Raw genomic sequence first — 21,121 nt, forward strand, 5'->3', positions numbered from 1 at the left:
CGAATTTTTTGCAATTCGATTTTTGACTAATATATGGCTTTGCCTTGTTTATCTTTTACTTCATTTTTCCATTGTGCTTTGATTTGCTCAACCACGTTATCTGGCAATGGAACATAATCTAATTCTGAAGCAGATTTTTTCCCATGTTCGAATGCCCATTCAAAGAATTTGAACACACTTTTTGTCTGCTCAGGTTTTTCACTATTTTTGTGAATTAAGATAAAGCTCGCAGCGGTGATCGGCCAAGATTGCTCACCTACTTCGTTAGTTAAAATAACGCCCATTCCTGCTGCACTATCCCATTTCGCATTAGCCGCCGCTGCAGCAAAAGTTTCACGAGATGGTTGAACAAATTTTCCGTCTGCATTTTGTAATGAAACCCAAGATAATTCGTTCTGTTTGGCGTAAGCATATTCCACATAACCGATAGAGTATTTAAGCTGTTTCACATAGGCGGCAACACCTTCATTGCCTTTACCACCTTGTCCGACAGGCCATTTAACAGATTTTCCTTCACCTACTTTTTCTTTCCATTCTGGCGAAATTTTAGAAAGATAGTTCGTCCAACCAAATGTTGTTCCCGAACCATCTGAACGGCGAACCACTAAAATATTTTTCTCAGGCAATGCAATCCCTTGATTTAACTTGGAAATTGCTGGGTCGTTCCATTTTTGGATCTTCCCTAAGAAAATATCCGCTAACACCGCACCAGAAAGTTTTAACTCGCCTGATTTCACTTCAGGAATATTTACCACTGGCACAGTACCGCCGATAATCGCTGGGAACTGTAATAACTGGTTATCTGCTAATGCCTGTGCTTTCATTGGGTCATCAGAAGCACCAAAATCAATGGTTTTAGCAATAATTTGTTGCTGACCACCACCTGAACCAATTGATTGATAATTCACTTTATTCGCTGTTTCTTTTTCATATAAACCAGCCCATTTTGCATAAATCGGATACGGGAAAGATGCCCCAGCACCTGTGATCGTTTCTGCATTTGCAGATTGAATCATTGCAAAAGAAAGACCTAATACTGCTAAAGGTTTGAATACTTTGGATAACATTGTTTTCTCCTTAATGAGTTAAGTAATTTCACAATGCAAAGTCTAAGAAATAAATGTGACAAAATGATGACAGAAGTGTAAAGAGAAGAAATTTATGATTTTGGAGTGGTTTTAATTGTTGCAGTTAGGCTGTAACTTCAAGGGTTATTTGCCAATAATAAAGGGAGCAGATACTTTATCTTGCTCCCTTTAACTCTCTATTCGAGTTGAAGCTTACTTCTCAATCGCCATTGAAAGCAAAGTGATTGGATGTAAACAAGTTAGATTGGTGGACATATCAATTTGCCATTTACAAGTTTCACATTCGGAAACAACGAAATCAAAACCACCATTATTAATATGCTCGAATAATGGATTGCCAATCGCTTGCGATGTATTGTAGTTTTCTGCCTTAAAGCCATAAGTACCTGAAATACCACAACATTGTGATGGCAACATCACGATTTCAATACCAGGAATATGTTTTAACACATCTAAGGTATAAGGTGCCCAACCAGCTTTATCAACGTGGCAAGCGGTATGATAAGCAATACGTAATGGCATTGATTTAAACTTAGGCTTCCTACCTTCATTGAACAGTTTATATAGATAACGAGTAACAATATTCACGTGTGGGCGAATTTTCGCATTATCCATTCCTAAAACGTGGTGATATTCGTCACGCAAATTCATCGTACAACTTGAAGATGTTCCTACAACATCAAGCTCTCGTTGTTCAACAACTTTTTCTAGCTCTTTTAAGTTGAATTTCGCTAATTTTTTGGCTTTTTCAGGAAAACCATTTACAGAAAGCGGTAAACCACAGCATTTCTCTTTTTCAAGTAGTACAACACCAATATCCATTGCGTTAAAAACATCAATCAGCTCTTTACCGAGTTGAGGGTTGTTGTAGTTCACATAGCAACCATGATAGTAAGCAATTTTTTCTCTATACAGATTTTGGCGTTCCGCTTCTTTTTTCAAATACCAGTTACGGAAAGATCCGAAAGAATATTTTGGTAAAGTTCTGTGTTGGCTCACATTTAACGTTTTTTCTAACAAGAAACGGGTTGCTTTTAAACCTGTTATAGTATTCACAATTGGAGCTAATGGTGTATTTATTTTGCCCATTAAGTCAGTGTTACTTAATACTGCATCACGCAATTTATGCATAAATGGCTTATTTTGGCGATCAAGATGTTTATTTCTTGCTCGAACAATAATATCCCCAATTTTCACATCGGATGGGCAAGCGATTTCGCAACGTTTACAGTTAGTACAATATTTTAATGCTTCATCATATAATTCTGCACTTTTTAAACGTAAACGCTCGCCATCAGGCCCTGCTTGCTTAGGACCTGGATAATTTGGATTTTGACGAGAAACAGGGCAAACTGCGGTACAAGCCGTACATTTAATACAACTTTCAAAGGACTCATCAAATCCGTGATGAACAACAGCACTAGCTACATTTTGCTGTGCTTGTTCGATTAAACGTTGAATATTATTCATATAGGTTCCTTATCACTCACTTATTTTGATTTACGCCAATGATAAAAAGCGTATTTCCCACAAAATGTTATTGACGTAAAATTTCGTCTGCGACTGTTAATGCGGTCACGACCGCAACTCCTGATCCACAACCAAGTTCTAGGCTATTAAAACCACCAATCACATTACCTACTGCGTAAAGATTATTGATAAATTGTCCATTTTTTTGAATTTGACAATGAGCATTAATGGCAACGCCTGCAGATTGATAAGGCTGTGGTGATGAAAAACGTTCCGCCGTCCACGATAAGCGGTTAGATTGTTCGAATTTTTGGCAACCAATAATATCGCTGTGAAAAACAGGTTCCAAAATACGCTCAAATTCTGCAACTAAACCATTACTAAAGAAACTACCTGTTGCTAACACAAAATGTTCGGCAGTGATAAAGTTTTCTTGATGAATTTGGGTATAAATTTTGCTTACTTTACCATCTACAAATTCCGCTTTGAGTGCTTTATCACCATTAAGCATTAAGCCACCTAATTGCTCAAAACGATGACGTAGTTGTTTATGTTGTCGGATACCTAAAAGAGATGGTGGTAGGGTTGGTAACTCAAAAATAGCTAATCCAACCGCTTCTTTGAGTGCATTAAAGAAGCTCTGATCGTCTAAACCAAAACAAGCAGGTAAAAAAATTGCATCAGCACCTTGACTTGCGGTTTTCATCTCTTTGACTAAATCCGAAAAGGCTAGTTTATGTTCAAGTAATTGTGCAATATTGACACTGCGAAATTCTCGAGCATTATTTCTAAGCTGATCTAATTCAGGAATATTCAAATAGGCGGTCGAAAGTTCACAATGCGCAAATTGTGCATTCTGTTTTAGGTTATCAGCTAACAGTTGCGGTTGAAAATCGTGATAGCCTTCAATTCCTAAAATCGCAATTGAGTGATAAGGAAAAACATCATTACCTTGCACTGTTGGTACGCTATTTGGTGACAGCCAACTACCACGCAATCCACCCAATGGTGTAACTCGTAGATGGTTTTCAGCAATACTGCCAAGTAAACCTAAATTAAGTGATTTAGCTAAATCTTCAAACTGTTGTGCTTTCTCAATCGTCTTTTCTTTACCAATCAAACAATAAGGGTGTTGCGGTAATTGCTGATAGAGTGCAGCATAGTTTTGCTCAAAGTGGCTAATTTTACGACCATTTGGTAATTGACTAAGTAAATCCATTGAACCCGATGCGAAATCAATCGCAGCTTGTCCGTTATTGATAATGACACAACTCTTACCTTGTGCCTGTAACGTGATGCCGCAAGTTAAACCAGCAAGCCCGCCACCAATAATTACAACATCAAAATTCATTGCTATCCGTCCCTTGCTGTGCTTGTTGTTCAAGCGGTTGAACATTGTTAAGACCTAATAAACTGTAGTAAATCCAGCTTGTGAAATCAGCCTCTCTAATGGCATCGCCCCACGCAATCGGCTCGATACCACGCCAACGCTCTTCCATAAATGAAGCTAATTGTGTGGTAGATTGACGAGGTGTTGCGACATCAAAGCGAGTCATTAAACCAGCCGCTCGACACGCACAAAGTTCAGCTTGGCAAGTTCCCATTCCTACTCGTGTACGACGGCGTAAATCAACTAAATTATTCACACTTAATTCGTCAACAGCATAACGAACTTCACCAGCAGTTACCGCTTCACATTCACAAACTAATGAACGATCAAGACGTTCTTTATCCAACAAACGAGTGGCTCGTGAACCATGACGATACACCGCAGAATAACGAATTGTGCTTGGCAATGAGATAACTTTATTATTTGTTTCCGCTCGGCTTTCGCTTGAGCCTGGTAAAGCTCTTTCTGCCGTTACACAGCGGTCGGTTTTGTTTAATTTTTTGCAAACCAGATCTGTTGCCCATTCCGCCATTAAACGATAAGTCATCAACTTACCACCCGTAATAGTTACAAAGCCACTTAAACCATCGCGTTCTTCGTGGTCAAGTAATACAATCCCACGACTCACGTTACGTCCTGAAGGATCATCGTCAGTAGCAACCAAAGGTCGAACGCCAGCATAAGCCCTCAACACACGAGTATGGCGTAAACTCGGTGCCAATTTTTCTCCTTCACGAAATAGAATATCCACTTCTTCAGGCGTGACGATCATATTATCTATTTCATCATAAGGAATTCGGCTAGATGTCGTCCCAATAACTGAAATGGTATCACCAGGCACTAAAATATCTGCATCAGCTGGTTTACGGCAACGGTTGATCACCATTTTGTTGATACGATGTCCCATTACCAATAATGAGCCTTTTGCAGGGAACATTCTAATTTTAAGATCGGCATATTCGGCAATCCCTTGTCCCCAAATACCCGCAGCATTAACCACAACTGGTGCAAAAAATTGACGATCTACTCGATTTTTATGATCATATACATTTACGCCAATAACCGTTGCCCCTTCCCGAATCAAACCTTTTACTTCACAGTAAGTGAATACTTTGGCACCATTTTCGGTCGCATCTAGCATATTTGAAGCAGTTAAGCGGAAAGGGTCAATAGAGCCATCAGGCACAACAACAGCACCCACTAGTTCAGGATTAACGGAAGGTTCCATATGGAGTGCAAGTTTTGGATCAATAGCTACCGCTTCAATGCCAGACTCGGTACAAGCATCAATAAAGGTCTTTTGGAAATCAAGATCATCTTCAGGTAATGTAATGAATAACCCTTCGGTTTCATCAATACAATGGCGAGCAATCTTGCGTAAAATTTTATTTTCGACAATACACTCTTCAGCAGACTCTCGGTCTTTAACAGCATAACGAGCACCGCTGTGTAATAAACCATGATTACGTCCTGTCGCTCCCGTTGCAATATCTCTGCGTTCTAGCAAAATGCAATCAATTCCACGCAATGCACAGTCACGAGCAATGCCCGCACCAGTTGCGCCGCCACCGATAATAATGACATCTGTACTTAACGGAGAAAAATCCGCTACGTTTCGATACATTTGAGGTGATATAGCCATAGCCGCCCCACAATAAGCAATAAATAATCATAAAGAAACAAAATTATAACATTATTGTATTTTAATGAGCGAAATAGAACAACAAAATGAGCGAAAAAGTGTGAATTAGATCACTATTTAAATAAAAACAAAGAATATAACGTAGGTAATGTTAAAAATTATTAAAATAATTGTGAATTACTTCACAAAATTCGATAAAAAATTTAGGTGCTATTTTTATTTTTGATATGATATCGTTGGCGATGTTCGTAAATGAATATCTTATCTATCAATAACAACAATTTGTTGGAGTTTTCACTATGTATGGTCCATTTAAACCAGCTCCGCATATCGCGGAGCTACCAGCAGAAAAAATTGATTCCACATACAAACGCTTACGTTGGCAAGTGTTTGCAGGGATCTTCTTTGGTTATGCTGCCTATTATTTTGTTCGTGCAAATTTCGATTTGGCACAGAAAGGGTTAATTGAAGCAGGAATGTACACAAAAGCCGAGTTAGGTGTAATTGGTACAGCTGCAGGTCTTGCTTACGGTTTGTCAAAATTCTTTATGGCAACCATTTCTGACCGCTCTAATCCGAGAGTTTTCTTACCATTTGGTTTATTACTCTCTGGCTTATGTATGACAATGATGGGGTTATTCCCTTGGGCGACATCAGGCATCGCAGTAATGTGGGCATTGATATTCTTAAATGGTTGGTTCCAAGGTATGGGTTGGCCTCCTTGTGGTAGAACAATGGTTCACTGGTGGTCTAAATCAGAACGTGGAACAATCGTATCTATTTGGAATACAGCTCACAACGTAGGGGGAACTGTACCAGGTATTATGGTTCTTTTAGCAGGTGCTATTTATTTCAGTGAATATGGCGTAGAAGCAACAGCGAAAGATATTTGGCAACAAGCACTTTACTATCCTGGTATTGCTGCAATGATTGCTGCTATTCCTATTTATTTAGTAATGCGTGATACACCACAATCTTGTGGTTTACCACCTATTGAAAAATGGCGTAATGATTATCCTGATGACTATAACGAAAAAACTTACGAAAATAACTTATCTGTAAAAGAAATTTTATTCACTTATGTGTTTAAAAATAAACTGTTGTGGTATATCGCAATTGCTAACGTATTCGTTTACTTAATTCGCTATGGTGTGTTGAAATGGTCTCCAGTTTACCTTGGTGAAGTTAAACATTTCAATATCAAAGGAACAGCTTGGGCATATACTATCTATGAACTCGCAGCTATACCAGGAACACTATTATGTGGTTGGGTATCAGATAAAGTATTTAAAGGAAAACGTGGTTTAACTGGTTTCATCTTTATGATTTTAACCACAGCAGCAGTAGTTGCATTATGGCTTAACCCAGCAACACCAGAAAATGAACTTGCACAATATGCTGGTCACGCTTGGTATGAAAACCCATATCAGTTAATGGACTTCATTTTAATGACCACTATTGGTTTCTTAATCTATGGCCCTGTAATGTTGATTGGTTTACACGCTCTTGAACTTGCACCGAAAAAAGCTGCAGGAACAGCAGCAGGCTTTACAGGCTTATTCGGCTATCTTGGCGGTACGGTTGCAGCATCTGCGGTCGTAGGTTGGGCAGCAGAATACTACGGCTGGGACGGCGGTTTTTATGTAATGATCGCTGGTGGTGTATTAGCTGTATTGTTAATGTTCATCACAATGCTAGAAGAAAGTAAGCATAAAGCAAAACTAGGTGAGCATTACGGTAAATAATAATTAAACAATCTTTTCATAAGCTATATTGGAATATTCCAATATGGCTTTTTTGTTTTCTAAATGTGACAAACTTCAAATTTTTTACATTAAAATAACAATTTTTTGTCGGGTGTGTCACAAAAACAACATTTTTTATTTGCCAAAAATACTCATTACACTATATTTCGCTTTGTTTTTTTTTCGTTTTCAAACAAAATTTAAACGGTTTGATTATTTCTTTGTTCTTATATTCCAATTTTTGGGGGAAGTTATGGATAAATCATTAAAAGCAGCCTGTATTGGTGAATTTATTGGTACTGGATTGATTATCTTCTTTGGTGCAGGTTGCGTTGCCGCTGCTCAGGTAGCAGGTGCGACATTTGGGCTATGGGAGATCTCGATTGTTTGGGGCTTGGCTGTGGCAATGGCTGTTTACGCATCTGCAGGGTTATCAGGAGCCCATTTAAACCCTGCTGTGACTATCGCATTATGGAAATTTGCCTGTTTTGATGGCAAAAAAATCTTACCTTATATCATATCACAAATGCTCGGTGCTTTTTCTGCGGCAGCATTGGTCTATTTCTTATATAGAGATCTCTTTATTGCTGCAGAAGCAGCACAAAATATCGTGCGTGGCGAAGGTATTGGATTTGCTGGTGTATTCTCCACTTATCCGAATGAGCATATTAGCGTATTCCAAGCCTTTATAGTTGAGATCGTCATTACTGCGGTGTTAATGGCATTGATTTTTGCCCTCACTGATGATGGCAATGGTATTCCAAGAGGCCCAATAGCTCCATTATTAATCGGACTATTGATTGCTGTAATTGGTGGAGCGATGGGTCCTCTAACAGGATTTGCAATGAACCCTGCTCGTGACTTTGCTCCTAAGGTATTTACATTCTTAGCTGGCTGGGGTGACGTTGCTTTCACTGGAGGTCGTGATATTCCTTACTTCCTTGTACCTATCTTTGGTCCTATCGTTGGGGCTTTATTAGGTGGTTTTCTTTATACTCGTTTGATTGGTAAAAATTTACCTTGCAAATTATAACGTAACAATTTCTTTTTAATTAAGGTGATTCCTATGACAACAAAACAATACATTATTGCTTTAGACCAAGGCACAACAAGTTCTCGTGCAGTATTACTGGATAAAAATGCGAATATTGTTGAAGTCGCACAACGTGAATTTACACAAATTTATCCACAAACAGGTTGGGTTGAACATAATCCAATGGAGATTTGGGCAAGTCAAAGCTCAACATTAAACGAAGTTGTAGCGAAAGCAGGCGTAACTTCTGATGAAATTGCTGCTATCGGTATTACCAACCAACGTGAAACTACTATCGTATGGGAAAAAGAAACAGGTAAACCTATATATAATGCGATTGTGTGGCAATGTCGCCGTACTGCTGATTTTTGTTCGAAATTGAAAGCGGACGGACACGAAGAATATATTCGTAAAACTACAGGATTAGTCGTTGATCCTTACTTCTCTGGTACAAAAGTAAAATGGATTTTAGATAATGTAGAAGGTGCTCGTGAGCGTGCTAAAAAAGGTGAGTTACTCTTTGGTACGGTTGATACTTGGTTAGTTTGGAAATTAACTCAAGGTCGAGTTCACGTTACCGATTATACTAACGCCTCTCGTACAATGATGTTTAATATCCATACAAAACAGTGGGATGACAAAATGTTGGAATTATTAGATGTTCCAAGAGAAATGTTACCTGAAGTTAAAAACTCATCTGAAATTTATGGACAAACTAACATTGGCGGTATGGGTGGTGTACGTATTCCTGTAGCAGGTATTGCTGGGGACCAACAAGCAGCGTTATATGGTCATTTATGTGTCGATGCTGGAATGGCAAAAAATACCTATGGTACCGGTTGCTTTATGCTAATGAATACGGGTGACAAAGCAGTTGAATCTAAAAATGGGTTATTAACTACAATTGCGTGTAATGCTAAAGGCGAACCTTGTTATGCCCTTGAAGGCTCTATTTTTATGGGTGGAGCTTCTATTCAATGGTTACGTGATGAATTAAAAATCATCCACGATAGCCGAGATTCAGAATACTTTGCGGTTAAAGTTAAAAGTTCAAATGGTGTTTATGTTGTCCCTGCATTTACTGGTTTAGGCGCACCATATTGGGATCCTTATGCTCGTGGTGCTATTGTTGGACTTTCTCGTGGTTCTAATCGTAACCACATTGTACGTGCAACATTAGAATCTATTGCTTATCAAACTCGCGAAGTTTTAGATGCAATGCAATCAGATAGTGGCGAAACACTAGAAACATTAAGAGTTGATGGTGGTGCCGTTGTGAATAATTTCTTAATGCAATTCCAAGCAGATATTTTAAATGCAAAAGTTGAACGCCCAGTTGTGCGTGAAGTAACTGCATTAGGTGCTGCTTATTTGGCAGGATTAGCAACGGGATTCTGGAGCAGTTTAGATGAATTGCGCGGTAAAGCCGAAGTAGATACAACGTTTGTTCCTGATAGCGATGAAGAAAAACGCACTAGACGTTATAAAGGCTGGAAACGAGCAGTAAAACGCGCATTGGAATGGGAAAGAGAAGACGCGGAAGAATAAGCTCTTTAAAAAAAGCGGTTCGATATTTGCAAAATTTTGCAAGTATCGCACCGCTTTTATGTGCAGAGGATCAGACTTGAACTGACAATTTACTATAAAAAGTGAGAGCTTCCTCTTTAGAATATGAATGTCTAAATTCAATCTAAACAAAAAGGAAACTCTCATATTTTATTCTAATCCCTCCTTATTAAACATAAGACTAGTTTAGTAAATGTAGGTGCAGAATTAGGTAATATATCCCAATCTGTAAGCTAATAGGCATGAGGATGTCAGCAAGCTTCAGTGAGTTGTGGGTATTTATCAAAAAACCTTTATTGATATCGCTTGCAACCTTTTTGGAAATAGAATGTTTATTTCAACCAACATTGTTCTCTCGCCAGAAATTTTGATTTTTAAGGTAACTATAATGGTTTGGAGAATGTTTTTCTTTTGTCTTTTTTGTGAGTAATTTCATTGCAAACTTCTAATAATTACGCAGGAAGTGACCATTGTAATCAGCCTACTTCTCCTTCTCAATGAATAATCTTCAATTTTTTTGATTTAGTTAAAACTATTTATTCGGAAATAAAAATAATTGAATGTAAAATAGCGTCAGTTTTTTAATTTTAACGAGGTCAATATGCTCTATTTTGAGTTTTTACTATTACTTGCGTTTTTGTATGCGGGTAGCCGCTACGGTGGTATTGGTTTAGGTGTGGTATCTGGAATTGGGTTGGCTGTGGAAGTTTTTATTCTTAGAATGCCTGTCGGAAAAGCACCTATTGATGTAATGCTAATTATTTTAGCCGTTGTAACCTGTGCATCTATTTTAGAGGCCGCTGGGGGCTTAAAATTTATGTTACAAGTCGCAGAAAAAATTCTGCGTAAAAATCCTAAGCGGGTAACATTACTTGGGCCATTAGTCACTTATGTAATGACGTTTATGCTTGGAACGGGCCATTCAGTCTATTCTGTAATGCCGATTATTGCAGATGTGGCACTTAAAAATAACATTCGCCCAGAACGCCCAATGGCAGCGGCTTCTGTGGCATCTCAATTAGCGATCACATCTAGCCCACTTTCTGCTGCTGTTGTATTTTATTTGGCAAAAATCTCTGCTTTACCCGGCTTTGAACACGTTACCCTATTAAGCATTATTGCGGTTACTGTGCCAGCGACTTTTGCTGGTACTGTGGCACTTTCACTTTATAGTTTACGTCGTGGTAAAGAGTTAGAGAACGATCCTGAATATCAACGCCGTTTACAAGATCCTATTTGGCGTGAACGCATTCTAAGTACAACGAGTACAACCTTAAATGAAACATTGCCACCTAATGCCAAAAGAGCTGTTTATCTATTCTTACTCTCACTGATTGCAATCGTCGTTATTGCTATGTTGCCTGAAATTCGTACTATCGGTGAAGGAGATAAAATCAAGCCAATTTCAATGTCATTGATTATTCAAATGATGATGCTCTGCTTTGGTGGGATCATTTTACTTGCGACTAAAACTAACCCACAAACAGTACCAAACGGCGTGGTATTTAAATCAGGAATGGTTGCAGCGATTGCCATTTTCGGGATTGCGTGGATGAGCGATACTTACTTCCAATATGCAATGCCACAATTCAAAGCTGGCATTACAGGTATGGTTGAAGCCTATCCTTGGACATTCGCCCTTGCTCTATTTGCCGTATCTGTGGTAATCAATAGCCAAGCAGCGACAGCAGTAATGATGTTACCTGTGGGTATTGGGCTAGGTTTACCAGCACCATTATTGATTGGTTTAATGCCGGCGACTTACGCTTACTTCTTTATTCCAAACTATCCATCAGATATCGCAACCGTAAACTTTGACGTAACAGGTACAACCAAAATCGGTAAATATTACTTCAACCACAGCTTTATGATGCCAGGTTTAATTGGTGTCGTTGTTGCTTGCTTAGTGGGTATTGCCGTTGCAGAGATTGTGATTTAGTACGATAAGCCAAGACAATAAAGCGGTGAGATTTTCCTAAAATTTTGCAATTGCAGACATTAAGGAAAATCTTACCGCTTTTTAGTTACAGCCTCTCTCCCACTTCCGAAAACTTCAAAAGCATATCACGATACGCGAGTATTATTGTCACAACATATAAATTGATAGAAAATGCGATATTGCCCTGGATGTTACACTGATTTCTATTGTAAACAACTTGAAAAACGATCACGAATTCTGTACAATTCGCTCCCTAATTTACGAGCTAGTATCGCTAGCTCGTATTTTTTGTGTAGCACTTAGTGCATTTAATTCATAGGGGAGCTAGCAATAGCGTTATTACCCATTTCAGAGGAAGCTAAAAATGGCAAAAAAAGTACAAGCCTACGTTAAGTTGCAAGTTGCAGCGGGTATGGCTAACCCATCACCACCAGTTGGTCCAGCATTAGGTCAACAAGGTGTAAACATTATGGAATTCTGTAAAGCATTCAACGCTCGTACTGAGAGCTTAGAAAAAGGTTTACCAATTCCAGTTGTTATCACTGTATATGCAGACCGTTCTTTCACTTTCGTTACTAAGACTCCACCAGCAGCAGTATTATTGAAAAAAGCTGCAGGTCTTAAATCTGGTTCTGCAAAACCAAATAAAGACAAAGTAGGTAAAGTAACTAAAGAACAAATCCGTCAAATCGCTGAAACAAAAGCAGCTGATATGACTGGTGCAACAATTGAAACTAAGATGAAATCTATTGAAGGTACTGCACGTTCAATGGGCTTAGTGGTGGAGGAATAATACGATGGCTAAATTGACTAAAAAAATGAAAGCAATCAAAGCTGGCGTAGATTCTACTAAAGCATACGAAATCAACGAAGCAATCGCAGTATTAAAACAATTCGCGACAGCTAAATTCGTTGAAAGTGTTGATGTTGCTGTTAACTTAGGTATCGATCCTCGTAAATCAGACCAAAACGTACGTGGTGCAACTGTATTACCACACGGTACAGGTCGTACAGCTCGTGTTGCTGTATTTACACAAGGTGCTAATGCTGAAGCAGCTAAAGCTGCAGGTGCAGACTTAGTCGGTATGGAAGATCTTGCTGAACAGATCAAAAAAGGCGAAATGAACTTTGACGTTGTTATCGCTTCTCCAGATGCAATGCGTGTTGTTGGTCAATTAGGTCAAGTATTAGGCCCACGTGGTTTAATGCCAAACCCGAAAGTGGGTACTGTAACACCAAACGTTGCGGAAGCAGTTAAAAATGCTAAATCTGGTCAGATCCGTTACCGCAATGATAAAAATGGTATTATCCACACAACTATCGGTAAAGCAGATTTCTCTCCAGAGCAATTAAAAGATAACTTAAACGCATTGTTAGCGGCTTTAGCAAAAGCCAAACCAACAACTGCGAAAGGTGTATTTATCAAGAAAGTAAGCATCTCAACAACTATGGGTGCTGGTGTTGCTGTTGATCAGTCTTCACTATAATTGTTGATAAAACAATCTTTACAAGGTCGTAGATTATCTCTATAATCTACGGCTCTTTTTGACCTTTTAGGTCATCTGATGGTGCTTGCCTTTCAAGCCCCATCCAAGACCGTAGGTGAACTTAGGTTCTTAATAACCCTACGTAGATGGTGAACAGACAGAATAATCTGCTTCTGGACACCTTAGCCTCAAAAACGTTGCTTATTGTAACTTAGATAAAATCCAGTTATGACAAGCGGTCACTTTTTTGAGATTTTTTGTAAATTCCACGTTTTTTGTGGAGTGTATCAGGAGCTAAACCAATGGCATTAAATCTTCAAGACAAAAAAGCAATTGTTGCCGAAGTAAACGAAGCTGCCAGAGGTGCCCTTTCTGCTGTTGTTGCGGATTCTCGCGGTGTAACAGTAGAGAAAATGACTGAGTTACGTAAAACTGCTCGTGAAGCAGGTGTTTCAATGCGTGTTGTTCGTAATACATTATTACGCCGTGCAGTTGAAGGCACTGAATTCGAATGTTTAGCAGATACGTTTACTGGTCCAACTCTTATTGCATTCTCTAACGAACACCCAGGTGCAGCAGCACGTTTGTTCAAAGACTTTGCAAAAGCAAACAAAGAGTTTGAAATTAAAGGTGCAGCCTTTGAAGGTAAAGTGCAAGATGTTGAATTCTTAGCAACATTACCAACTTACGAAGAAGCAATTGCACGTTTAATGGGCACAATGAAAGAAGCTGCGGCAGGCAAACTTGTTCGCACTCTTGCGGCATTACGCGACAAATTACAAGAAGCGGCATAATTTTTATCCGCCGTATTCTTAACTCGTTTAACTTATTTACTTTAGGAATTGATTGTTATGTCATTAACTAACGAACAACTTATTGAAGCGATTGCTTCTAAATCAGTATCAGAAATCGTTGAATTAATCGCAGCGATGGAAGAAAAATTTGGCGTATCAGCAGCAGCGGCTGCAGTTGCAGTAGCAGCTGGTCCAGCAGAAGCAGCTGAAGAGAAAACTGAATTCGATGTTATCCTTGCAGAAGCAGGTGCTAACAAAGTAGCAGTAATCAAAGCAGTACGTGGTGCAACAGGCTTAGGCTTAAAAGAAGCTAAAGACTTAGTTGAATCTGCTCCAGCAGCATTAAAAGAGGGTATCTCTAAAGCTGAAGCTGAAGCACTTAAGAAAGAATTAGAAGAAGCTGGTGCAAAAGTAGATATCAAATAATTTTTGAATACTTTTACCTCCTTTAAGATTCAGAAAGACCCGATAGCAAATCTATCGGGTTTTTTATTTTCTAACGAATTCATAAAATTTTCCTATATACAAAAGAGATTGGCGTAACAGCAGAAATATTGCATTGGAATTTTCCGTTCTTTATGGATTGCTCGTAAAACTGCACCTGCCTGAGTTACAGGTAATACCATAGTAATAAAACCAAGTGAAGATGCACCGAATAATACAATTTTATTTGCTGAAATTGTTCACGAAATTGGCTTACCGAAAGGGGTATTTAATGTGGTAACAGGTTTCGGTAATGAAGTAGGGCCAGAGTTATCATCTAATGAGAAAGTAGTAATGGTATCTTTCACAAGTAGCCAACTTGCAGGACGTAAAGTAATGGAAGCCGCAAGTAAAAATATCGTAAAAGTGGATTTAGAATTAGGTGGTAAAGCTCCTGCGATTATTCTTGATGATGCTGATTTAGATCTCGCTGCAACTGCTGTTGTTAATTCCCGTATTATTAATTCAGGACAAGTTTGTAATTGTGCGGAACGAATTTATGTTCACAGCAGTGTTAAAGAAGCATTTTTTAGGAAATTAGTAGAACGAATGAAAGCAGCTCGTTACGGAAATTCACTAGAAAATCAAGATATTGATATGGGGCCTTTAGTAAATGAAAAAGGTTTAGTTAAAGTGAAAGAGTTAGTTGAACGATCCTTACAACAAGGTGGGAAACTAATTCTTGGTGGAAATATTGCAGAAGGAACGGGCTACTATTTTGAACCTACAATTATTGATAATGTAGATAATTCAATGGAGATTATGCGTTATGAAATCTTCGGCCCAGTTATTCCTGTTGCTACATTTAAGACGCTTGATGAAGCGATTGCTCTGGCAAATGATTGTGAGTATGGCTTAACATCTTCGGTTGATACACAAAATATCAATAAAGCGATGAAAATTATTTCTCGCTTAAAATTTGGTGAAACCTACGTCAATCGTGAGAATTTTGAAGCAATGCAAGGATATCACGCAGGTTGGCGTAAATCGGGAATTGGTGGTGCTGATGGCAAACATGGTTTAGAAGAATATCTACAAACTCAAGTCGTCTATTTACAGTTTGATGATCAAGTCTAATCTCTACTCCTAGATTAATAATTTCTGCACTTTAGCTCGATAAAAATCAGCTAAGGTACAGATTTTCGTAAAGGTTCATAATTGTTAAGTAAATTAAAAGGACAACAGCATATATTTCCTTGAGATGTTAGAAGGCGATAAAAATTCTCAAAAATGGAAAATGCTCATTTTAAATGACTATATTGATATTAGCTATTAGATCATAAAGTTAGGGGAAAATGCGATCTGATTCCGCAAATTTTTTGCAAAAAGCCATTTTCTCTTTGACTATTTTGCTTTCAATCTGTAATATTCGCACCCTATGCAAAAAGCAAAACTACCCCTAACCATTGACCCATATAAAGACGCTCAGCGTCGAATGGATTACGAAGGCTTCATTCCTGTAAGTCTTTTTAGCCGTTTGAGTGAATCGGTTAGTAACGTGCTAAGCGATGCACAAGTTACTTTATCGTTATATGTTGATCCACAACGTCTTACTGTGATTAAAGGCAGAGCAATGATTGATGTGGAGTTAGACTGCCAACGTTGCAGTAACACTTTTAAGCAGACGCTGGAGTGCGAATTAAGTTTCAGTCCAGTGTCAAATATGGATCAGGCGGACAGCTTGCCCGAAATTTATGAACCAATCGAAGTTAATGAGTTTGGTGAAGTAAGTTTGCTAGATATGATAGAAGACGAATTCATTCTTTCATTACCACTAGTCCCGATGCATAACTCTGAACACTGTGAAGTGTCCGTGGCAGAACAGGTTTTTGGTGAATTACCAGAAGAACTGGCAAGTAAACCTAACCCATTCGCCGTATTAGCTAATTTAAAGAAAAACTAGATCTAGGAGAAGGCCCGTGGCTGTTCAACAAAATAAAAAATCTCGTTCACGTCGTGATATGCGTCGTTCACACGATGCATTAACAACTGCTGCAGTATCAGTAGATAAAACAACTGGCGAAACTCACTTACGTCACCACGTTACTGCTGACGGTTACTATCGTGGTCGTAAAGTAATCAACAAATAATCAAGTTTATCTTTCGAGGTATAATTTGACTCGTCTAACCCTTGCGTTAGATGTGATGGGCGGGGACTTTGGTCCCCGTATTACTATCCCAGCCTTATCACTAGCGTTGGAGAAAAATCCGATGCTGTCTGTTATCGCCTTTGGTAACGAGGTAGAATCCTTACCTTATATCCATAAACTTCCTTTAGAACAACAACAACGTATTCAATTCAAACACACTGCAAAATCTATTGATGCCCATTTACCGTTTATGCAAGCATTACGCCAAAGTAAAGGTAGTTCTATTCGCTTAACCATTGAATCGGTTGCAGAAGGAAAAGCACAAGGTTGTGTAAGCGGCGGCAATACCGGGCTATTGATGGGGCTTGCCAAACAACTTATCGAATTACTGCCTAACATTGATCGCCCTGCCTTAACTTCGTTAATTCCAACCCTAAATGGTAAATCAACCGTAATGCTTGACTTAGGGGCTAATGTGGAAGCGGACAGTAAATTACTAATGCAATTTGCCGAAATGGGAAATATTTTCGCACAAATTATGTTGGAACAAGTTTATCCCCGCATTGCATTGCTGAATATTGGTACGGAAGAAAATAAAGGCACAATCCATCTAAGAGAATCACACCAGCAATTAAAATTATTACAACATCTTAATTATCAAGGATTTATTGAAGGGGATAAACTGCTTAACCACTTAACGGATGTGATTGTTTGTGATGGTTTTAGTGGCAATATTGCTTTAAAAACGTTGGAAGGAGCCGCCAAAAATCTTCTCTCATTTTTTAAAAAAACAAGTGAAGAATCACATCTCTGCCGTCAAGCTAAACGCTATTTGCTTCAGCTTATTTTTTATCGTTACTACCGTAAATTACAGCAAATAAATCCCGACAGACATAACGGAGCAACGCTCTTAGGGCTATCTTCAGTTGTGGTGAAAAGCCACGGTGGAGCAAACATAAATGCATTCTATTACGCCATTCAATACGCTATTTCACAGATAGAAAATGAAATCCCTGCTAAAATTTCGCAGGGATTAAATGGTAAATATTAAAAGAGCAAATTATGATAAATTTGCTCTTTGTATTGATATATTTTCAGTTGTTACAAAATATTCTCAAACTTCGCTAACATCTCTTTTGGCCATACGCTTGATTGTACTTCGCCGATATGTTTTTTACGGAGTAAGAACATAGCAAGACGAGATTGACCGATACCACCACCGATTGAAAGCGGTAAACGACCTGCTAATAAATCTTTATGCCAATCCATTTCTAAACGAGCTTCATCACCTGTTAGTGCAACTTGTAAGCGTAATGCCTTCTCATCTACACGAATACCCATTGAGGATAATTCAAATGCGGTACCAAGTTCTTCATTCCAAACTAAAATATCGCCATTTAAACCTTTATAGCCCTTTTCTGATTCTGTTGTCCAATCATCGTAGTCTGGAGCACGTCCATCGTGAGCTTTTCCATCAGATAATTTGCCACCAATCCCAATTAAAAAGACCGCACCGTATTCTTTACAAATAGCATTTTCACGTTCTTTCCCTGTCATATTTGGATAACGTTGTACTAAATCTTCACTATGCACAAAGGTAATCTGTTTTGGCAGAATTGAAGGAATATCAAAACGAGCTTCCACCGCTAACTCAGTTAAACGAATTGCTTTATAGATTGAGCGAACAGTCTCTTTGAGATATTCAAAGTTGCGGCGACCTTCAGGAATCACCTTTTCCCAGTCCCATTGATCGACAAATACGGAGTGGGTTGGATCCAGTGAATCTTCATCTGGGCGTAACGCTTTCATATGCACAAATAATCCTTCGCCTTCTTGGAAGCCAAAGCGAGCAAGTGTGTGGCGTTTCCACTTAGCAAGAGAGTGAACAACTTCATAAACTGCATTTGGAATACATTTCACATTTACCTGCACCGCTTTTTCGATACCTGATAAGTTATCCTGCATACCATTCCCCACTTCACTTAGAATCGGGCCTTGCACCTCAATAATATCTAGTTGCTCAATCAAGTTTTGAGTAAATGTGTTTTTGACAAAGCTAATTTCTTGTTGCTGTAAGATAAATGACTTTTTCATATAGTTTCCTTTATTTAATAATTTCTCAAAGTTGATGAATGTAATTTAACTCAAATATCAAATTATTCAATAATAATTTAATAAAATAGCAATTGGTTTAGATAATATTTAAAAATGTGTGTTATATTTTATCTAATTTCTAACTGGAGTTAAAAAAGGAACAAATTTTGCATACAAATCATCATTCCACCATTCAAATCGATCAGCTAGATCAACAAATTTTGCGAGTTTTAACTCAAGATGCTCGCACACCCTATGCTGAAATGGCAAAAAATTTTGGGGTAAGCCCAGGAACAATTCACGTTCGTGTCGAGAAAATGCGTCAATCTGGGGTGATTGAAGGTACCAAAATTCGGATCAATGAACGTAAACTTGGCTACGATGTATGTTGTTTTATCGGCATTATTCTCAAAAGTGCTAAAGACTATGAAGCTGTTATTGCTAAATTAAAACAATTTGATGAAGTCGTTGAAGCTTATTACACCACGGGTAATTACTCTATTTTTCTTAAAGTAATGACTCATACTATTGAAGAATTACATCGAGTTTTGGCAACCAAAATCCAGCTTATTGATGAAATTCAATCAACAGAAACATTGATTTCAATGCAGAACCCAATTTTGCGAGATATCAAACCTTAGGCAAACGTTTTCCTTCGATCTACTTCACATTTCTGAAGATTGATTTGCAAAAAAAGTCGCTGATCTCACCGCTTGATTGATAGAATAAAAACATCAAATAGAAACATAAAAATAAAGGAGAGCATTATGTCAGAAGTTTTTCACTTAGGGTTAACGAAAGCAATGTTAAAAGGAGCAAAAGTTGCGATTGTTCCGGGGGATCCTGCTCGTAGTGAACGCATTGCTGCAAAAATGGAAAATCCAGAATTTTTAGCCTCTACGCGTGAATATACCTCTTGGCTTGGTTATGTAAATGGACAACCTATTGTGGTTTGCTCAACAGGTATCGGTGGGCCATCAGTGTCAATTTGTGTGGAAGAATTAGCTCAATTGGGTGTTCGTACATTCCTACGCATCGGTACAACAGGGGCAATTCAACCTCATATCAATGTGGGTGATGTGCTTGTTACAACAGGTGCAGTACGTTTAGATGGTGCGAGTCGTCATTTTGCACCACTAGAATATCCTGCAGTTGCAGATTTCAGTTGTACTAATGAGCTTTATGCAGCTGCGAAAAATCAAGGTGTTGAACCTTATGTGGGTATTACTGCATCATCGGATACATTCTACCCAGGGCAAGAGCGTTATGATACGTTCAGCGGTAAAATTTACCGCCATTTTCGCGGTTCATTGCAACAATGGCAAGAATTGAATGTGATGAATTTTGAAATGGAATCTGGGACACTATTTACAATGTGCTCGGCTTTAGGCTTACGCTCAGGAATGGTATCTGGCGTCATTGTAAATCGTACTCAACAAGAAATTCCGAATGAATCAACCATCAAAGGCACTGAGAGTAAAGCCATTGATGTTGTGGTTGAAGCGGCAGGGAAATTAGCGCTTGATTACTAATTCTACATAGACGAAATGCACCTATAGTCAGTGCTAAACGGTGCATTTATTTTATGGAGTATGAAATGAAAAATGTTGCAATTTTAATTGACGCTGAAAATATCTGTATTGATATCATAGACGGTGCATTAAGTGATCTCAAACAATTTGGCTCTGTCCGAATCAAACGCATCTATGGTGATTTTTCTAAGACACAGTTGCAAAAATGGAAAGATATTGCTTTTAAATACAATTTTGAAACTATCCATCATTTCAGTTGTACTAAAAATAGCAGTGATATTTTGTTGTCAATTGATGCAGTTGATATATTGTATAGCCATCAGGATATTGACACTTTCTGCCTTTTCTCGAGTGATAGTGATTTCAGCAGTCTTGTTCAACGATTAAGAAAATCACAAAAACAAGTCATTGGCATCGGCCATATTCCCCCTAATGAAAGTTATAGGCATCTGTTTGAGAAATTCCTACTGATTCCACACTCCACCAAAATTCCACAAAATACAGTCTCTAAAGTTAAAGAGAAAGAGTCTAAAACCAAAAATGCAGAATTAGAAGATGTTCTAACCGCTTATAAGAAGTCGAAAAAAGATAATGAAGGCTATGCTAAGCAATCTAATTTTGCTAGCTTTTTGGCTGAGAAAACACGTAAAAAATATGGCAAATTTTCTAATTTTTTGAAAAATTGCCAATATATCGATCTAATTCCTGATAGTAAAAAGGGGGAGCATAAAATCAAACCTAAAAAGGCATTTTTTGCTCATTAGCCCT

At 38.3% G+C, this 21,121-nt stretch carries 19 protein-coding genes and 1 pseudogene; 15 read left to right on the forward strand and 5 right to left on the reverse strand.

The genetic code is table 11. The features are described from left to right. Positions 1–26: 26 nt before the first annotated feature. The 4 genes from pstS to glpA all read right to left on the reverse strand — a co-directional run bounded on the left by pstS (position 27) and on the right by glpA (position 5,590). Positions 27–1,067, reverse strand: coding sequence for a phosphate ABC transporter substrate-binding protein PstS (pstS, locus tag A1D26_RS05715; RefSeq protein WP_157403112.1), 1,041 nt, complete (start codon positions 1,065–1,067; stop codon positions 27–29). Positions 1,068–1,280: 213 nt separating this feature from the next. Further along, the gene (gene glpC, locus A1D26_RS05720; protein ID WP_157403113.1) at positions 1,281–2,558 is read right to left on the reverse strand and encodes an anaerobic glycerol-3-phosphate dehydrogenase subunit GlpC; all 1,278 of its coding nucleotides are present in this window, start codon (positions 2,556–2,558) and stop codon (positions 1,281–1,283) included. A gap of 67 nt (positions 2,559–2,625) precedes the next feature. Beyond that, the gene (gene glpB / locus A1D26_RS05725) at positions 2,626–3,909 is read right to left on the reverse strand and encodes a glycerol-3-phosphate dehydrogenase subunit GlpB (protein ID WP_157403114.1); all 1,284 of its coding nucleotides are present in this window, start codon (positions 3,907–3,909) and stop codon (positions 2,626–2,628) included. Continuing rightward, positions 3,899–5,590, reverse strand: coding sequence for an anaerobic glycerol-3-phosphate dehydrogenase subunit A (glpA, locus tag A1D26_RS05730; RefSeq protein ID WP_157403115.1), 1,692 nt, complete (start codon positions 5,588–5,590; stop codon positions 3,899–3,901). Before glpA ends, glpB begins: the two co-directional genes overlap by 11 nt. A gap of 299 nt (positions 5,591–5,889) precedes the next feature. Between glpA and glpT the strand changes: the two genes are divergently transcribed. The 12 genes and pseudogenes from glpT (at position 5,890) to plsX (ending at position 17,778) form a co-directional block, all read left to right on the forward strand. Beyond that, a complete protein-coding gene (gene glpT, locus A1D26_RS05735) occupies positions 5,890–7,335 on the forward strand; it encodes a glycerol-3-phosphate transporter (RefSeq protein WP_157403116.1) in 1,446 nt (481 codons plus the stop codon). Between the two features lie 253 nt (positions 7,336–7,588). After that, on the forward strand, positions 7,589–8,368 hold the full coding sequence (locus tag A1D26_RS05740; protein WP_157403117.1) for an MIP/aquaporin family protein: 780 nt from the start codon (positions 7,589–7,591) through the stop codon (positions 8,366–8,368). Positions 8,369–8,401: 33 nt separating this feature from the next. Continuing rightward, a complete protein-coding gene (gene glpK / locus A1D26_RS05745) occupies positions 8,402–9,916 on the forward strand; it encodes a glycerol kinase GlpK (RefSeq protein ID WP_157403118.1) in 1,515 nt (504 codons plus the stop codon). A gap of 619 nt (positions 9,917–10,535) precedes the next feature. Continuing rightward, the gene (locus A1D26_RS05750; protein WP_157403119.1) at positions 10,536–11,873 is read left to right on the forward strand and encodes an anaerobic C4-dicarboxylate transporter; all 1,338 of its coding nucleotides are present in this window, start codon (positions 10,536–10,538) and stop codon (positions 11,871–11,873) included. Positions 11,874–12,237: 364 nt separating this feature from the next. Next, complete coding sequence (gene rplK, locus A1D26_RS05755) at positions 12,238–12,666, forward strand: 50S ribosomal protein L11 (protein WP_123957011.1); 429 nt, start codon at positions 12,238–12,240, stop codon at positions 12,664–12,666. Between the two features lie 4 nt (positions 12,667–12,670). Next, positions 12,671–13,360, forward strand: coding sequence for a 50S ribosomal protein L1 (rplA, locus tag A1D26_RS05760; protein ID WP_157395672.1), 690 nt, complete (start codon positions 12,671–12,673; stop codon positions 13,358–13,360). A gap of 302 nt (positions 13,361–13,662) precedes the next feature. Next, entirely contained in the window at positions 13,663–14,154 is a 492-nt protein-coding gene (gene rplJ / locus A1D26_RS05765) for a 50S ribosomal protein L10 (protein WP_157403120.1), read from the forward strand. A 57-nt stretch (positions 14,155–14,211) separates the two neighbouring features. Continuing rightward, entirely contained in the window at positions 14,212–14,580 is a 369-nt protein-coding gene (gene rplL / locus A1D26_RS05770) for a 50S ribosomal protein L7/L12 (protein ID WP_157395670.1), read from the forward strand. 86 nt (positions 14,581–14,666) lie between these two features. Continuing rightward, positions 14,667–15,714, forward strand: a pseudogene (gene aldA, locus A1D26_RS05775) (aldehyde dehydrogenase); the annotation flags it as partial. Between the two features lie 301 nt (positions 15,715–16,015). Next, complete coding sequence (yceD, locus tag A1D26_RS05780; RefSeq protein ID WP_157403121.1) at positions 16,016–16,540, forward strand: 23S rRNA accumulation protein YceD; 525 nt, start codon at positions 16,016–16,018, stop codon at positions 16,538–16,540. Positions 16,541–16,556: 16 nt separating this feature from the next. After that, complete coding sequence (gene rpmF, locus A1D26_RS05785) at positions 16,557–16,727, forward strand: 50S ribosomal protein L32 (protein WP_005598552.1); 171 nt, start codon at positions 16,557–16,559, stop codon at positions 16,725–16,727. Positions 16,728–16,752: 25 nt separating this feature from the next. Beyond that, the gene (gene plsX, locus A1D26_RS05790) at positions 16,753–17,778 is read left to right on the forward strand and encodes a phosphate acyltransferase PlsX (protein WP_157403122.1); all 1,026 of its coding nucleotides are present in this window, start codon (positions 16,753–16,755) and stop codon (positions 17,776–17,778) included. Between the two features lie 50 nt (positions 17,779–17,828). On the opposite strand, the gene asnA is transcribed toward plsX, so the two are convergent. Then, complete coding sequence (gene asnA / locus A1D26_RS05795) at positions 17,829–18,821, reverse strand: aspartate--ammonia ligase (RefSeq protein ID WP_157403123.1); 993 nt, start codon at positions 18,819–18,821, stop codon at positions 17,829–17,831. Between the two features lie 167 nt (positions 18,822–18,988). Between asnA and asnC the strand changes: the two genes are divergently transcribed. From asnC to A1D26_RS05810, 3 genes are all read left to right on the forward strand, one after another. Then, a complete protein-coding gene (asnC, locus tag A1D26_RS05800) occupies positions 18,989–19,462 on the forward strand; it encodes a transcriptional regulator AsnC (protein WP_157403124.1) in 474 nt (157 codons plus the stop codon). A gap of 126 nt (positions 19,463–19,588) precedes the next feature. Next, positions 19,589–20,353 (forward strand): uridine phosphorylase, encoded by a 765-nt coding sequence (gene udp / locus A1D26_RS05805; protein ID WP_157403125.1) that lies wholly within the window; start codon positions 19,589–19,591, stop codon positions 20,351–20,353. Between the two features lie 65 nt (positions 20,354–20,418). Continuing rightward, positions 20,419–21,117, forward strand: a complete 699-nt coding sequence (locus A1D26_RS05810; RefSeq protein ID WP_157403126.1) for an NYN domain-containing protein — start codon at positions 20,419–20,421, stop codon at positions 21,115–21,117. Positions 21,118–21,121: the final 4 nt, after the last annotated feature.

The organism is Ursidibacter maritimus (assembly GCF_009761395.1).
GTDB classification, from domain to species: Bacteria; Pseudomonadota; Gammaproteobacteria; order Enterobacterales; family Pasteurellaceae; genus Ursidibacter; species Ursidibacter maritimus.

Excerpts from the sequence above, each read along its gene's own strand:
- pstS (WP_157403112.1), bottom strand. The coding sequence starts at position 1,067 with ATGTTATCCAAAGTATTCAAACCTTTAGCAGTATTAGGTCTTTCTTTT.
- glpC (WP_157403113.1), bottom strand. The coding sequence starts at position 2,558 with ATGAATAATATTCAACGTTTAATCGAACAAGCACAGCAAAATGTAGCT.
- glpB (WP_157403114.1), bottom strand. The coding sequence starts at position 3,909 with ATGAATTTTGATGTTGTAATTATTGGTGGCGGGCTTGCTGGTTTAACT.
- glpA (WP_157403115.1), bottom strand. The coding sequence starts at position 5,590 with ATGGCTATATCACCTCAAATGTATCGAAACGTAGCGGATTTTTCTCCG.
- glpT (WP_157403116.1), top strand. The coding sequence starts at position 5,890 with ATGTATGGTCCATTTAAACCAGCTCCGCATATCGCGGAGCTACCAGCA.
- A1D26_RS05740 (WP_157403117.1), top strand. The coding sequence starts at position 7,589 with ATGGATAAATCATTAAAAGCAGCCTGTATTGGTGAATTTATTGGTACT.
- glpK (WP_157403118.1), top strand. The coding sequence starts at position 8,402 with ATGACAACAAAACAATACATTATTGCTTTAGACCAAGGCACAACAAGT.
- A1D26_RS05750 (WP_157403119.1), top strand. The coding sequence starts at position 10,536 with ATGCTCTATTTTGAGTTTTTACTATTACTTGCGTTTTTGTATGCGGGT.
- rplK (WP_123957011.1), top strand. The coding sequence starts at position 12,238 with ATGGCAAAAAAAGTACAAGCCTACGTTAAGTTGCAAGTTGCAGCGGGT.
- rplA (WP_157395672.1), top strand. The coding sequence starts at position 12,671 with ATGGCTAAATTGACTAAAAAAATGAAAGCAATCAAAGCTGGCGTAGAT.
- rplJ (WP_157403120.1), top strand. The coding sequence starts at position 13,663 with ATGGCATTAAATCTTCAAGACAAAAAAGCAATTGTTGCCGAAGTAAAC.
- rplL (WP_157395670.1), top strand. The coding sequence starts at position 14,212 with ATGTCATTAACTAACGAACAACTTATTGAAGCGATTGCTTCTAAATCA.
- yceD (WP_157403121.1), top strand. The coding sequence starts at position 16,016 with ATGCAAAAAGCAAAACTACCCCTAACCATTGACCCATATAAAGACGCT.
- asnA (WP_157403123.1), bottom strand. The coding sequence starts at position 18,821 with ATGAAAAAGTCATTTATCTTACAGCAACAAGAAATTAGCTTTGTCAAA.
- udp (WP_157403125.1), top strand. The coding sequence starts at position 19,589 with ATGTCAGAAGTTTTTCACTTAGGGTTAACGAAAGCAATGTTAAAAGGA.
- A1D26_RS05810 (WP_157403126.1), top strand. The coding sequence starts at position 20,419 with ATGAAAAATGTTGCAATTTTAATTGACGCTGAAAATATCTGTATTGAT.